We start from the raw sequence: 13,510 nt of genomic DNA, 5'->3' as shown, positions 1-13,510 counted from the left end.
AGCTCTAGCCGACCATCTCGACCTTGCCGTCGCCGAGGCGGTAGACGCCGCCGACGATTTTCAGCTTTTTGTTGTCAACCGCAGCACTGAGGATCGGGGTTGCCGCCTTCAATTTTGCGATCGTGTCGATGACGTTTCGCCGCGTCGCGTTGGCGAGCTTGTCGCCGGGCTGGTCCGCGACCGCCTTCACCGCCGGCGCTAATGCTGCGACCAGCGAGGGCAGATGGCCGGGCAGGGTGGTGTTGTCCTTGAGCGACTTGATCGTCGCGTCGACCGCGCCGCAGCTTTCATGGCCGAGCACCAGGATCAGCGGCGAGCTGAGTACCGCGACCGAATATTCCAGGCTCGCGACCGTGTCGTCATTGGCGAAATTGCCGGCGACGCGGCAGACGAACAGATCGCCGCGGCCGCTGTCGAAGGCATATTCGGGCGCGATGCGGGAATCCGCGCAGCTCAGGATGCTGGCATATGGGTTTTGCCCGCCGGCCAGTGCCTCGCGCTCGTGTTTGAAATCGTGCCGGCGCGAGACGCCTTCGACATAGCGGCGGTTGCCTTTCATCAGCCGCTTCAGCGCCTCGTCCGGCGAAATCACGTTCTGCGGTTTTGGCGGCGGCTTGGTATCCTTGGCAAAGGCGCTGGGCGCAAAGGCCAGACCGGCGGCGATGCCGCCCGCGGCGGTCAGAAAGCGGCGGCGCGTTGGTTGGCTCGATTGAACGGTTTCATCGCAGAGGTGGCACATCGCTATTCTCCCGAAGACGAAAAATGATGGCACGGCGAGTTCAGGTTATGTCACCGGCTGCGCCGTGAAGCAATCCGGCTGAGCACTTCGATTCGCCGTTCGTTCAGCCGTCATTGCGAAGCGAAGCAATCCATCGCGCCGAAGTAAGAAAGATCACGCGATCACCTAACAGTGAGGCTGGTGATGTGAACTAGCTCACCCTGTAATGCCTGCACCGGACCTACCAACAGAGCGGGAGGCTTCAACGCAGGAGGGAAAAATGCGTACCGTATTTCTTGCTCTCGCGACTTCCGCGACGATTTTCGTCATTGGCTTGGCGCCTGCCGCAGCGCAGGATTATCAATATTGCATCCAGGGTGATGAATTCGCCGGCGGGGCCGGCGAGTGCACCTTCTCAAGCTACGCGCAGTGCCAGGCGAGTGCTTCGGGCCGAACGGCCACTTGTGCACCCAATCGTTACCTCAATGTCTACGCCCAGCTCGTTGATCGAACCCACCCGCGTCACCGTTCGCACTGACATCGCCGACGCGACGCGCCAAACCTGAAACGACCGCGGCCCTCGTCAGGGGAGCTGATGAGGGCCGCGTTGGAACACTTCGTCGCGCCTAGGTTCGCAACGAGGTGTGGGAGCTCTTGAAGACTCTTTTAGTGGGGCATGATCTTTTCCAAAGACCGGTTTCCACTTTTTGGGATCATGCCCATCAGAACGGCAGCAGCACGTCCATGACTTGTTGGCCGTAGCGGGGTTGCTGGATATCGCTGATCTGGCCGCGGCCGCCATAGGCGATGCGGGCCTGCGCGATCTTCGAGGAGTCGATGGTGTTGTCGCTCTGGATGTCTTCCGGGCGGACGATGCCGGCGACGATCAGTTCGCGGATTTCGAAGTTGACGCGGATCTCCTGCTTGCCTTCGACCACGAGGTTGCCGTTCGGCAGCACCTGCGTCACCACGGCGGCGACGTTGGTCTGCAACGCTTCCTGGCGGTTGACCGAACCCTTGCCGTCGCTCGAAGCGGTTGAGTCCGCGGTCAGGATGCGGCCGGGCAGGATCTTGTTCGCCTGTGTGATGGTCTGGGCGCCGATGAAGTTGGTGACGCCCGAATCTTCCTTGTTGGTGCGGCTGCGCTGGGTCTCGTTGGTGAGGTTGGCCTTGTCGGTGATGTTGACGGTCACCGTCAGGAGATCGCCGATGCGCGCGGCGCGCTGGTCCTTGAAGAAGGCGCGGGAGCCGTTCCGCCACAGCGAGTTCGCATTATACGACGCCTGCTCGGGTTTCGGCATCGGCATCTGCACCGGCTTGTAGCCGGGCTGCGTCGTCGGGTTTTCGATCTCCGTCAGCTTCGGCTTTTCGCCGATCTGGGAGAGACGGTCGATCGAGGAGCAACCGCTTGCAACGGCCGCCAGCGAAAGGAGCGCGCTGGTGAGTACGAGACGGTTGATACGGGAAACTGACATTTACATTACTCGGTTTTGGCAGCGACTGCACTGATGTTGGCGACGGCGACGGGAGCGGTGGACTTGGGTGTTTCGAGCGAGGAAGTGGCATCGCTGACCGGACTTGTGACAGGACTTGGAGCCGGGCGAGGCGTTGCGACCGTAATCGAGACCTGGCCGCGGCCGGTGACGACGCCGGAAATCGTGCGCTTCGATTGCAGGTTCATGACATTGACGACGTCACCCTCGGTGCCGCCCTCGATCGCCTTGCCACGAACGGTGAGGTAAAGCCCCGGTGACTCGTAGATCAGCGTGACGTTCTGGTCGCGCTGCACCAGATCGGGCTTGGCCAAATCAGCAACCTTGACGGCCTGGCCGGCGCGGAGCTGGCGGCGGGCCTGCATGCCGACCGCGCGGTCGCGGGTGGCGGCGTCGCCGCCCACCTCGGCCTTAGGGCGGCGCTCGACCATCACGTCGGAGGATTTCAAAACCTCGTTGCGCTCGACACTGCGCGCCAGCACCGCGGCCTCGACGGTCTCGACCGCCGTGCCGGTGAAGCGCAGCTTGGTCGCGCCGAGGCCGTTGTCATTGGCAATCTCGAAGGTGACGTCGAAGCGGCCGTTGCGGTTGTCGTAGCGTACCGAGGTGGGCTGCATCGCGCCGGTGAAGCCGGCATCCAGCCTGATATCGCCGGGATCGCGGTCGAAGGTGAGGCTGAGATTGACAGCGTCGCCGAGACCGTTCCTGCGCTCCAGCGCACGGCCGACCTGCGCCTCGATATCCTTGCCCTCGATCGAGCGGGCCAGTCGCGTCACCGAAATTTCCCTGAGGTCGCGGGTGTCGACGCCAATCACCTGATGCGCGCGCAGCGCATTGATCACCGCCGGCACCGGCAGCGAGCCGGTGGTGCCGAGATCCGGCGCGCGGTAGATCGCGATCTGCGCGGCCGAGCCGGCGTTGTCGATGAGGTCGCCGATCCGCACGATGTCGCTGGAGACCTGGACATTGGCGCGCAGCGCGGGGGCGGCGATGACGTCGGCCTGGTCCAGCGGGCTTTGCGCGACCGCGAAGGAAGCGGAGGCGGCGAGCAGGGCGGAAGCGAGGATGAGCGAGCGGGCAATCATGGCCAATCCTCAGCGGAACATGTTGGAGGTGGACTGCAGCATCTGATCGGCGGCGCTGACCACCTTGGCGTTCATCTCGTAGGCGCGCTGAGCGGCGATCAGGTCGGAGATTTCCGAAACCACCTCGACGTTGGCCTGTTCGAGGTTGGACTGCTGCATGTCGCCGAAACCGTCGGTATTGGCGATGCCGTCCTGCGGCGTGCCGGAGGCCGGCGTATCCGTGAACAGGTTGTCGCCGATCGGATTGAGGCCGGCCTTGTTGATAAAGCGAGTAAGGCCGATCTGGCCGACCGTGGTCGGCGTGGTCGAGCCGGGCAGGGTGACCGAGAGCTGGCCCTGCGCGTTGATGGTGATGCCGGAGGCGTTTTGGGGGATCGTGATCGTCGGCTGCACCGGATTGCCCTGCGCGTTGACGACGCGGCCCGTCGCGTCCATCTGGAACGAGCCGTCGCGGGTATAGGTGTAGGTGCCGTCGGGCATCTGGATCTTGAAGAAGCCTTCGCCGCGGATCGCGATGTCGAGGTCGTTGCCGGTCTGCGACAGCGTGCCCTGGCTCATCAGCCGCGGGGTGCCGACGGTCTTGACGCCGCCGCCGATGTCGACGCCGACCGGCAGGATGGTGCCCTGGTCGGACGCCTGGGCGCCGACGCGGCGCACATGGTCATAGATCAGGTCCTGGAACGCCGCGCGCTGCTTCTTGTAGCCGGTGGTGCGCAGGTTCGCGATGTTGTTGGAGATCACCTGAACGTTGAGTTCCTGTGCCGCCATGCCGGTCGCTGCTGTGTATAGGGCGCGCATCGATCAATGCCTTGCGGTTATGCCGGAACGTCGGCGAGTTTCTCGATTGCGGATTTGTGCAGGTCGCTCTGCTGCGACAACAGCGCCGAAATCTGGGTGTAGGTCCGCGTGATCTCGATCATGCGGCTCATCTCGGTCACAGAATTGACGTTCGACTTCTCGACGAAGCCCTGACGCACCCGCGAGACGCTGTCGGGCTGGGCGGCGGCGCCGGGACCGGCCGCGAACAGGTTGCTGCCGTCCTTGATCAGCTTCTGGGCGTCGGCGAACGAGGCGATCCGCAGCTTGCCGCGGACCGAGTCGAGATGGCTGGTGCCCTCGACCACGGTGATGTTGCCGTCGGGGGCAATGGAGATGTCATGGTCGGTCGGCTGGAACACGATCGGGCCGGAGGCACCGAGCACGGGGTTGCCGCCCGCGGTCACGAGCTGGCCCTGGTTGTTGATCTGCAGGCCGCCGTCCTTGGTGTAGCGCTCGCCGGCCGGGGTCTGCACCGTCAGGAAGCCGCCGCCGTCGATCGCGACGTCGAGCGGGTTCTTGGTCAGCTCGGTATTCCCTCCTGCGAAATCGTGGAAGGTGCCGCGGTCCTGCACAAAGGAGACCCGGCGGTCGGCGCGCGTAAAATTGTCTTCGTGCGCACCCGAGTTGAGGAATTCCTCGAACAGCGAGCGGTCGGCCTTGAAGCCGTTGGTGTTGATGTTGGCGACATTGTTGGCGACGACATCCATCTGCCGTTCCAGCGTCATCTGCCGTGATAGTCCGACGAGAAGCGTATTCTCCATCGGGAATCTCCCCTTTTGCTCGATCCTTGAAGCCTGCTCTCCCAAGCCGCCCGCCGGATCCCGTGAACCCTTGAGCTCTCCCAAGCCCGCCGGTTCGCAATCACCTCAGCGAAAGCCGTGCCAACTCGGAAAATTGCGGTTTGTGAAGGAGTTAGGTGTTTTGCAGGGGGGCGGCGCGGGCGGCAGAAAGGTCTTGTTGACCATGTTTGCCCGGCAGTTTTTTCCTAGTTGGCCCCAACCGGAAAGGTTCCGTTAACCATTGTTACCGTAGCGTTGCATTTATTGAGAGCGCGTGTGCGCTGGCGGCTTTTGTTTCGCGTTAGGGGCCTTTGTTGATCCCGGTCGGTGGCAACCGTGTTCGCATCCAGATGGATCGGGCGGGGCAATGGCTGATAGCGAACCGGCGGAAGGCGCAGATGGCGCAGACGCCATTCCGGCCAAAAAGGGCAAGCTGAAGCTGATCATTGCGCTGGTCGGGTTCGTCGCCATCCTCGGCGGCGGCGGCGGCTGGTTCTTCTTCATGCGCGGCCATGGCGAGGAGGCGCACGCCGAAGCGCCGCCGCCGAAGCCACCGTCCTTTGTCGAAGTGCCCGACATGATGGTCAACCTGGTCGGCGCGCCCGGCGAGCGCGTGCAATATCTCCGGGTCAAGATCGTGCTCGAGGTCAAGGAAGAGAAGCAGGTCGAGGCGATCAAGCCGAACCTGCCGCGCGTCACCGACCTGTTCCAGACCTATCTGCGCGAACTGCGCCCCTCCGACATCAACGGCTCGGCCGGTTTGTTCCGGCTGAAGGAAGAGCTGACCAAGCGCGTCAACAACGCGGTGGCGCCGCAAGTGGTCTCAGCCGTGTTGTTCAAGGAAATCGTGGTTCAGTGATGGAACAGGTCTAGCGCCATGGCCGTCAACAAAGACCAGATGGACCAGGACGCCATTGCCGCGCAATGGGAAGCTTCGCTCGACTCCGAAGATCCCGCGGCGGCAGCGGAAGAGGCCGCGGCCAACGAACTCTCCGAAAGCATGGCGCTGCAATGGGCCGCCATGGTCGAGGATGGCGGTCGCGAGTTCGGCAACAAGAATTCCGGCGAACGCGTTCTGTCGCAGGAGGAAATCGACAACCTGCTCGGTTTCACCGTCGGCGATGTCAATCTCGACGACCATTCCGGCATCCGCGCCATCATCGATTCCGCGATGGTGTCCTACGAGCGTCTGCCGATGCTCGAAATCGTGTTCGACCGCCTGGTGCGGTTGATGACGACGAGCTTGCGCAATTTCACCTCCGACAACGTCGAAGTCTCGCTCGACCGCATCACCTCGGTGCGCTTCGGCGATTACATGAACTCGATCCCGCTGCCGGCGGTGCTCTCGGTGTTCAAGGCCGAGGAGTGGGAAAATTTTGGCCTCGCCACGGTTGATTCCAGCCTGATCTACTCGATCATCGACGTGCTGCTCGGCGGCCGCCGCGGCCAGACCTCGCTGCGCATCGAGGGCCGGCCCTACACCACCATCGAAACCAACCTGGTGAAGCGGCTGGTCGAGGTCGTGCTGGCCGACGCCGAGCAGGCGTTCCGGCCGCTGTCGCCGGTGACGTTCTCGATCGACCGGCTGGAGACCAACCCGCGCTTTGCCGCGATTTCCCGGCCCGCCAACGCCGCGATCCTGGTGCGGCTGCGCATCGACATGGAAGACCGCGGCGGCAACATCGAATTGCTGCTGCCCTACGCGACCATCGAGCCGATCCGCCCGGTTCTGCTCCAGATGTTCATGGGCGAAAAGTTCGGCCGTGATCCGATCTGGGAAGGCCACTTTGCGACCGAAGTGGCGCAGGCCGAGATCTCCGTCGATGCGGTGCTGTATGAGGCCGACATTCCGCTCAAGCATCTGATGAAGCTGAAGGTCGGCGACACGCTGCCGCTGGAAATGCGCGCCGACGCGCTGGTGTCGGTGCGTTGCGGCAACGTCATCCTGACCGAAGGGCGGATGGGCCGGGTCGGCGACCGCGTCGCCATCCGCGTCACCAAGCCGCTGCGCAAGCCCAACACCACCTTCGCGATGTTCGAGAAGGCCGACGAGCAAACCAAGTTGATGGAGGCACAATGAATCATTCCCTCGGAATCGTGATCGAGAGTCTGGTGGCGGTGCTGCTGATGCTCACGATCGGTTACTGCATGGTGCTCAACAAGCGCCTGAAGCGGCTGAAGGCGGACGAACATTCGCTGAAAGCCACGATCGGCGAGTTGATCACCGCCACCGAAATCGCCGAGCGCGCGATCGGCGGCCTCAAGCACACCGTGCGCGACGTCAACGAACATCTCGGCAGCCAGATCACCGCCGCAACCCAGATGTCGATGCATCTGAAGAGCCAGCTCGCCGAAGGCGACGGCGTGATCCGCCGCCTGTCCAAGATCGCGGCCGCAGCCCGGCCGGCGACGCCTGAAGAGGCACTTGCTGCGGCCGCGCCGAAGGTTTCGGCGGCGAAAGCGGTTGCCGCGGCGGCGCAGGCGTTCACCGAGCGCCGAAGGACGGATGGCCTCGCTGCATGAAATCGTTCCGCGACGTCAGAGTCCTGCCCGTCGTTCTGGTTGCGATCTTCGGCCTTGCCGTGCTGAAGATCGCGGGCCTGGTGCTCGATGGCGGCTACGTGTTCGACTACCAGCCGAACAAGCCGGCCAAGATGTCGTGGGCGCAGGAAAACCTCGGCTTCCCCGGCGGGCAGAAGATCGATCCGGATGACATTACCGGCTCGACCCACGGCGCGCCCAAGGAAGAGAAGAAGGAAGAAGCGCCGAAGCCGTCGGCCCCCGGCACCGAGCCGCCGAAGCCCGATGGCGTCGTGGTGTTTCCCGATCAAGGCCCGCAGGCGGTGTCGCCGTCGGAGCGCGCCATTCTCGAGCGGCTGCAGACGCGCCGCCAGGAACTGGAACAGCGCGCGCGCGAGGTCGAAATTCGCGAGAGCCTGTTGAAGGCGGCCGAGAAGCGCATCGATGCGCGTGCCGAGGAGGCGAAGGCGGTCGAAGCGCGGATTTCCGGCGCTTCCGGCCAGAAGGCCGAGCAGGACGCCGCCCGCTTCAAGGGCATCATCACGATGTATGAAGGCATGAAGCCGAAGGACGCCGCAAAAGTGTTCGACCGGCTGGAGATGTCCGTGCTCTACGACATCGCCTCGCAGATCGCGCCGCGCAAGATGTCCGATATCCTGGGCCTGATGCAGCCGGAGGCCGCCGAGCGGCTGACGGTGGAGCTGGCCCGCCGCGCCAGCGGCGACAAATCGAATGCCACGGCCGAACTGCCGAAGATCGAAGGCAAGATGCTGCAGCAAAAGGCCAATTGAAACGGCATATTTAACAAAACCTTAAGCCGGCCAATTCAAGATTCAAACGAGCCGGCGAGGGCGCTTCGCCGCTTTAGGTATTCAAGGCCAAGAGATTTCCCGGATGGGGCGAAGGGCTGCCGCTGGAGTTTCGTTGCTCGGCCGCGCATTGGCGCGGACGGCCCGGCATTGCCTTGTCTTGGCGCCGCTCTTGGCCGGCCTGACATTCCCGCAAGCGGCGCATGCCGACGACCCGGTCAAGGGCGAGGCGACGTTTTCGGCTTCCGGCGGGTACGCGCGGCTGATGCTGAAGCTCGCCGAGGACGTCGAGTCCGACGTCACCACCGCCGGCTCGATCATCGTGATCCGCTTCAAGCGTCCGGTGGACATTCCCGTCGACAAGCTGTCGGACGCCGTGCCCGATTATGTCGGCTCGGCGCGCCGTGATCCCGACGGCACGGCGATCCGGCTGTCGCTGGCGCGGCGGGCCACCGTCAACACCATGACGGCGGGCGAGCGGATTTTCGTCGACTTCCTGCCCGATAGCTGGACCGGTCCGCCGCCGTCGCTGCCGGCCGAAGTCATTCGCGAACTGTCCGAGCGGGCGCGGCTTGCCGAACGCGCACTGCGGGCGCAGTTGGCGGTCAATGCCGCCAAGAAGAAACCGCCGGTTCGCGTCCGCGCCTCGGTGCAGCCGACCTTCGTGCGCTTCGTGTTCGAGATGCCTGATGGCGTCAACGTGTCGTCGGTGCTCAACGATCAAAAACTGACGTTGCAGTTCAACAACGTGCTGAACTTCGATCTCGCCGACGCCAAGGTGGCGGCTCCGCCGAATGTCGCCTCGATCACGCAGCGCACCGATACCGATTCTTCCGCGGTCGATATCCTCCTGATCGGCGAGGTCGACGTCCATTCGTTCCGCGAGGAAAAGAACTACGTCGTCGACGTCGCGTTCCAGCAGGCCGACAAGCCCACGGTGGCGGACGCGCTTGCGCCGCCCGCCGCGGCCGCGCGCGCCCCGGCTGCGGCGCATGCCCCGGCAGCGAAACATGGTCCGGCGCAGGTCAAGCCCGTGGCTCAGCTTCCCCGCGAAGCGCCGGCCAACGCGATGCCGCAAGAAGAGCCCGCGCCGCTGGCGCCGGTGACGTCGGAAGCGATTGCCGAGCAGGCCAATATCGAAATCAGGCCCGGCCAGCCCATGGCCGAGATGGCGTCGCCCGCGTCGGAGCACGCCGCACCCGCCGCCGAGATGGCGTCCGTCGCGCCTGAGAAAGTTGCGCAGCCGCTCGAGCCTGCGAAGGAAGCCGCCAAAGAAAGCATCAAGGAAACCGTCAAGCCGGCGGAGCCTGCGGCGGAAGCGGCAAAACCCGCGGCGACGAAGCCGGCCACGGAGCCGGTCAAGGCTGCCGCGGCTGAGGCTCCCAAGTCTGAAACTAACAAGTCTGAAACTAACAAGTCTGAAACCAACAAGGCCGAGGCTCCGAAGAAGATGGCTCCCGGGCCCGCGGCGCAAGCCGGCCCGAAAGCGGCAACCGTCGACGCACGGCGCGACAGCGACGGCCTGCGCGTGACCTTCACCTTTGCCTCGCCGACACCGGCTGCGATGTTCCGCCGCGCCGATACTGTATGGCTGGTGTTCGACAAGGCCGGGTTCGTCGATCTCGAGCCGTTCCGCGCCAAGGGCGGCGCCATCATCGGCGACGTCAGCCCGTTGCCGCTGGACAAGGGCCAGGCCATCCGCATTCGCCTGAACCGGCCGCAGATGCCGTCGCTGGAAAGCGATCCGCGCGGCGGCGGCATCGAGTGGACGCTGACTTTTGCCGATCGCGTGCAGGCGCCGCCGCTGCCGTTGATGGTGTTGCGCAACATCACCGATCCCGCGCTCGCCAATGTCAGCGTGCCACTGGCGAATCCCGGCCAGCTATACAAACTGGTCGATCCCGACGCCGGCGATACGCTGCTGGTGGTCACCGCGCCGCCGCCGGTCCGTGGCTTCATCAAGCGGCAGGATTTCGTCGAACTGTCGCTGCTGGAATCCGGTCACGGTGTGGTGGTGCATCCGAATTCCGACGACATCTCCGCCGAGGTCGGCTCCGACAAGGTGATGCTCGGCCGGCCGGGCGGGCTGACGCTGTCATCGGCCGACGTCGCCGCCGAACGCGCCACGGCGGCGGTGCGGCCGCTGTTCGACCCGATCGAATGGCGCAAGAACCAGGATGAAAATTTTCTGCCGCGGCTCGATGCGCTGATCAAGGCTGCGGCCACTGCCGAGCCCGAGCAGAAGACCCTGGCCCGGCTCGATCTCGCCAACTTCTACATGGCGCGCGCGATGTATCAGGAAGCGCGCGGGGTCACCAACCTGATCTATTCCGAGACCAAGCAGGGCAGCGAAGAGGCTGCCGTGATGATGGTGCATGCGGTGGCCTCTATCCTGATCGGCCATCCCGAGCGCGCGCTGAAGGATCTTGCCAATCCCGCGATCGGCAACGGCTATGATTCCCAATTGTGGAAGGGCTTTGCCTTTGCCCGCCAGGAAAAATGGGCCGATGCCCGCGAGAAGTTCAAGAATGCGGAATTCGCCATCGCCTCGCTGCCGCTGGATCTGCAGCGCATCGTGACCGCGGATGCGATGCGGGCTTCGCTCGAGGTCAAGGATTACGCCGGCGCCTCGCGCCGTCGCAGCGAGCTCGACGTGATCGGCGTTCCCGACGCGATGAAGCCGGAGATCGCGGTGCTGCGCGGCCGGCTCGCCGAAGCGCTCGGCTACGACAAGGATGCGCTCGACGCCTACAAGTTCGCCGCCAGCACCGATAACCGGCAGGCGGCGGCGGAAGGCCGGCAGCTCTGGGTGCTGCTGCGCCAGAAGCGCGGCGAGATGGGCCAGGCCGAAGTGTTGCGCGAACTGGAGACGCTGTCGGCGATCTGGCGCGGCGACGCCATCGAGGTCAAGACATTACAGAGAATGGCGCAGATCTATGCCGATACCGCGCGCTACTCGGATTCCTTTGCCGCCGTGAAGACCGCGACCCGGCTGCAGCCGAATGCGGAACTGTCGCGGCAGGCCCAGGACGCGGCGTCGGCGCTGTTCGCCCAGCTCTATCTCAGCCCCAAGGGCGAGGACATGAAGCCGATCGACGCGCTCGGCATGTTCTACGAGTACCGCGAATTGACGCCGATCGGCCGCCGCGGCGACGAGATGATCCGGCGTCTGGCCGAGCGGCTGGTTGCGGTCGACCTGCTCGACCAGGCGGCCGAGCTGTTGCAATACCAGGTCGACAAGCGGCTCGAGGGTGCCGCGCGGGCGCAGGTGGCGGCGCGGCTTGCCATGGTGTACCTCTCCAACCGCAAGCCGGACCGCGCCATTGCAGCATTGCGCTCGACGCGCATCGCCGATCTCTCGGGCGAACTGCGGCAGCAGCGGCTGCTCCTGGAATCGCGCGCGCAAAGCGACGTCGGGCGGCATGACCTCGCGCTCGACATCATCTCCAACATCACCGGCCGCGAGGCGATCAGGCTGCGCTCCGACATCTACTGGGCGTCGCGGCAGTGGCGCGAGGCCTCCGAACAGATCGAGCTGTATTACGCCGACCGCTGGCGCGACTTCAAACCGCTGAACGCGGCCGAGAAGGCCGACGTGATCCGCGCGGTGGTCGGCTACGCGCTGGCCGAGGACGCGATCGGGCTGGCGCGCTTCCGCGAGAAGTATGCGCCGCTGATGTCCGGCGATGCCGACCGGCAGGCGTTCGACATGGCCAGCAAGCCGGCGTCTTCCAGCAGCACCGAATTTGCCCTGATTGCGAAAATGGCCGCCAGCGTCGATACGCTCGACGGCTTCATCCGCGAAATGAAGATCCGCTTCCCCGACGCCACCGCGCGCGCGACATTGCCGCCGGAAGCAAAGGGTGAGCCGAAGAGCGAGCCCGCCCACACCGGCTCGTTGCCCGCGATCGTCGGCGTCAAGCGGGCCGAGGCGTCGCGGTAGGGGCGCTGCGCCTCAGCGCAGACGGCACAACGTCTCACCATTGAGCCCATCGCCGGGAGCCGCGAGGCGTTTGTGACGCAAGCAAGACGTGGCCGGGTCCGGATTGCGGCCCTTTGAGCGTCGCTGGAAACAAAATAAAGCACTATCCGGGCCGGCGATTTGCTAGGCTGACCGCACCCGATCCACAAGTTTGCATGGCGCTCTACCCACGCATTCAACGTAAAGAGCACCATGCCAGCACAGGCTTTGCCATTCTTCACTGCTCACCGCGTGTTGGCAGGTCGCGAAATTGCGCAGATTGCCGGTCTGTCCAGTCCGAATATCGACTTTATGATTTCGGCGGTAGCCCCTCTGGAATCGGCTTCCGCTGTCGACCTGTGCTATATGGACAACCGCAAATATCTCGATGACCTCAAGAACACCAAGGCGCGGGCATGCCTTGTGTCGCCGCGGTTCAGCGAGTTTGTTCCGGCCGGTACATTTCAATTCGTCACGCCGGATCCGTACCGGATCTACTGTCTGGTGCTGGCGTTGCTCTATCCCGGTGCGGCCAGTCCGAGGTCCACCTTTGGAATGACGGGCGTCTCTGAAAGAGCTGTTGTCCATGAGACGGCCATCCTCGGCGAGGGCGTCACCATCGATCCCGGCGCCATGATAGGGCCTGACGCACAAATCGGCGAATTCACCTGTATCGGACCGAACGCGGTGATCGGTCCTGGCGTCGTCATTGGGCGTTCGTGCTCGATCGGTGCCGGTTGCGCGATCACGCACGCTTCGGTCGGCGATCACGTCATCATCCACCCTGGCGTCGCGATCGGACAGGATGGCTTCGGCTTTTCGCTGGGCCGTGAAGGCCATTTGAAGGTGGCGCAAATCGGGGCCGTCATCGTTCACGACCTTGTCGAGATTGGCGCAAACACCACCATTGATCGCGGCTCGATACGCAACACGGTGATCGGGCAAGGCTGCAAGATCGACAACCTTGTTCAAATTGCCCACAACGTCGTTATCGGCCGAAATTGCGTCATCGCGGCGCAGGCCGGAATTGCAGGTTCAACCACTTTGGGAAATTTTGTCGCGGTCGGAGGGCAAAGCGGCATCGCGCCGCACCTGACGATTGGAGACGGTGCGCAGATCGCGGGCGCGAGCGGGGTGACGCGGGATATTCCGGCGGGCGAGCGCTGGGCAGGGTTTCCTGCGCGACCGACCAAGAAATTCTTCAGGCAGCACAGGATGGTCGAGTTGCTCGCCGAGCAACGGCTTCACATCAATGACGAGCCATTATCCTGATGGGCTGATCGGAAATAGCCGCCAGTGTCGATGCGTGCAGCGGGGTGACAAGGC

Annotated in this window: 12 protein-coding genes; 7 read left to right on the top strand and 5 right to left on the bottom strand. The window is 64.2% G+C overall.

Features of this window, described 5'->3' with window-relative positions; translation table 11 throughout:
• Positions 1-4: 4 nt before the first annotated feature.
• Positions 5-739, bottom strand: coding sequence for a carbonic anhydrase (locus tag BLS26_RS05975; RefSeq protein ID WP_092509284.1), 735 nt, complete (start codon positions 737-739; stop codon positions 5-7).
• Between the two features lie 259 nt (positions 740-998).
• On the opposite strand from BLS26_RS05975, the gene BLS26_RS05970 reads away from it, so the two are divergent.
• Positions 999-1,256, top strand: coding sequence for a DUF3551 domain-containing protein (locus tag BLS26_RS05970; protein ID WP_092509282.1), 258 nt, complete (start codon positions 999-1,001; stop codon positions 1,254-1,256).
• A gap of 184 nt (positions 1,257-1,440) precedes the next feature.
• On the opposite strand, the gene flgH is transcribed toward BLS26_RS05970, so the two are convergent.
• Genes flgH through flgF form a run of 4 tightly spaced genes read right to left on the bottom strand, consistent with a single transcriptional unit; the run spans position 1,441 to position 4,876 of the window.
• Positions 1,441-2,193 (bottom strand): flagellar basal body L-ring protein FlgH, encoded by a 753-nt coding sequence (gene flgH, locus BLS26_RS05965; RefSeq protein WP_092509280.1) that lies wholly within the window; start codon positions 2,191-2,193, stop codon positions 1,441-1,443.
• A gap of 5 nt (positions 2,194-2,198) precedes the next feature.
• A complete protein-coding gene (gene flgA, locus BLS26_RS05960; RefSeq protein WP_092509278.1) occupies positions 2,199-3,296 on the bottom strand; it encodes a flagellar basal body P-ring formation chaperone FlgA in 1,098 nt (365 codons plus the stop codon).
• Positions 3,297-3,305: 9 nt separating this feature from the next.
• Positions 3,306-4,094, bottom strand: coding sequence for a flagellar basal-body rod protein FlgG (gene flgG / locus BLS26_RS05955; protein WP_092509276.1), 789 nt, complete (start codon positions 4,092-4,094; stop codon positions 3,306-3,308).
• A gap of 17 nt (positions 4,095-4,111) precedes the next feature.
• A complete protein-coding gene (flgF, locus tag BLS26_RS05950) occupies positions 4,112-4,876 on the bottom strand; it encodes a flagellar basal-body rod protein FlgF (RefSeq protein WP_092509274.1) in 765 nt (254 codons plus the stop codon).
• A 385-nt stretch (positions 4,877-5,261) separates the two neighbouring features.
• Here flgF and fliL point away from each other — a divergent pair, with 385 nt between their 5' ends.
• The 6 genes from fliL to lpxD all read left to right on the top strand — a co-directional run bounded on the left by fliL (position 5,262) and on the right by lpxD (position 13,456).
• Positions 5,262-5,753 (top strand): flagellar basal body-associated protein FliL, encoded by a 492-nt coding sequence (gene fliL / locus BLS26_RS05945; RefSeq protein WP_092509272.1) that lies wholly within the window; start codon positions 5,262-5,264, stop codon positions 5,751-5,753.
• An 18-nt stretch (positions 5,754-5,771) separates the two neighbouring features.
• Positions 5,772-6,974, top strand: coding sequence for a flagellar motor switch protein FliM (gene fliM, locus BLS26_RS05940; RefSeq protein ID WP_092509270.1), 1,203 nt, complete (start codon positions 5,772-5,774; stop codon positions 6,972-6,974).
• Positions 6,971-7,417, top strand: a complete 447-nt coding sequence (locus BLS26_RS05935; RefSeq protein ID WP_092509268.1) for a DUF6468 domain-containing protein — start codon at positions 6,971-6,973, stop codon at positions 7,415-7,417. Before fliM ends, BLS26_RS05935 begins: the two co-directional genes overlap by 4 nt.
• On the top strand, positions 7,414-8,205 hold the full coding sequence (locus tag BLS26_RS05930) for a MotE family protein (RefSeq protein WP_092509266.1): 792 nt from the start codon (positions 7,414-7,416) through the stop codon (positions 8,203-8,205). Before BLS26_RS05935 ends, BLS26_RS05930 begins: the two co-directional genes overlap by 4 nt.
• Before the next feature lie 103 nt (positions 8,206-8,308).
• The gene (locus tag BLS26_RS05925) at positions 8,309-12,166 is read left to right on the top strand and encodes a hypothetical protein (RefSeq protein ID WP_092509264.1); all 3,858 of its coding nucleotides are present in this window, start codon (positions 8,309-8,311) and stop codon (positions 12,164-12,166) included.
• Positions 12,167-12,397: 231 nt separating this feature from the next.
• Positions 12,398-13,456 carry a UDP-3-O-(3-hydroxymyristoyl)glucosamine N-acyltransferase gene (gene lpxD, locus BLS26_RS05920; RefSeq protein ID WP_092509262.1) on the top strand — a complete coding sequence of 353 codons (1,059 nt, stop codon included), beginning with the start codon at positions 12,398-12,400 and terminating at the stop codon, positions 13,454-13,456.
• The last annotated feature ends 54 nt before the right edge of the window (positions 13,457-13,510 follow it).

The organism is Afipia sp. GAS231, assembly GCF_900103365.1.
Lineage (GTDB): Bacteria > Pseudomonadota > Alphaproteobacteria > Rhizobiales > Xanthobacteraceae > Bradyrhizobium.
This window is presented reverse-complemented; position numbering and strand designations above follow the sequence as displayed.

Bases quoted from the DNA above. Each gene is read 5' to 3' on its own strand.
- flgG (WP_092509276.1), bottom strand. From the start codon at position 4,094: ATGCGCGCCCTATACACAGCAGCGACCGGCATGGCGGCACAGGAACTC.
- BLS26_RS05925 (WP_092509264.1), top strand. From the start codon at position 8,309: ATGGGGCGAAGGGCTGCCGCTGGAGTTTCGTTGCTCGGCCGCGCATTG.
- lpxD (WP_092509262.1), top strand. From the start codon at position 12,398: ATGCCAGCACAGGCTTTGCCATTCTTCACTGCTCACCGCGTGTTGGCA.
- fliL (WP_092509272.1), top strand. From the start codon at position 5,262: ATGGCTGATAGCGAACCGGCGGAAGGCGCAGATGGCGCAGACGCCATT.
- flgH (WP_092509280.1), bottom strand. From the start codon at position 2,193: ATGTCAGTTTCCCGTATCAACCGTCTCGTACTCACCAGCGCGCTCCTT.
- flgF (WP_092509274.1), bottom strand. From the start codon at position 4,876: ATGGAGAATACGCTTCTCGTCGGACTATCACGGCAGATGACGCTGGAA.
- BLS26_RS05935 (WP_092509268.1), top strand. From the start codon at position 6,971: ATGAATCATTCCCTCGGAATCGTGATCGAGAGTCTGGTGGCGGTGCTG.
- flgA (WP_092509278.1), bottom strand. From the start codon at position 3,296: ATGATTGCCCGCTCGCTCATCCTCGCTTCCGCCCTGCTCGCCGCCTCC.
- BLS26_RS05930 (WP_092509266.1), top strand. From the start codon at position 7,414: ATGAAATCGTTCCGCGACGTCAGAGTCCTGCCCGTCGTTCTGGTTGCG.
- BLS26_RS05975 (WP_092509284.1), bottom strand. From the start codon at position 739: ATGTGCCACCTCTGCGATGAAACCGTTCAATCGAGCCAACCAACGCGC.
- fliM (WP_092509270.1), top strand. From the start codon at position 5,772: ATGGCCGTCAACAAAGACCAGATGGACCAGGACGCCATTGCCGCGCAA.
- BLS26_RS05970 (WP_092509282.1), top strand. From the start codon at position 999: ATGCGTACCGTATTTCTTGCTCTCGCGACTTCCGCGACGATTTTCGTC.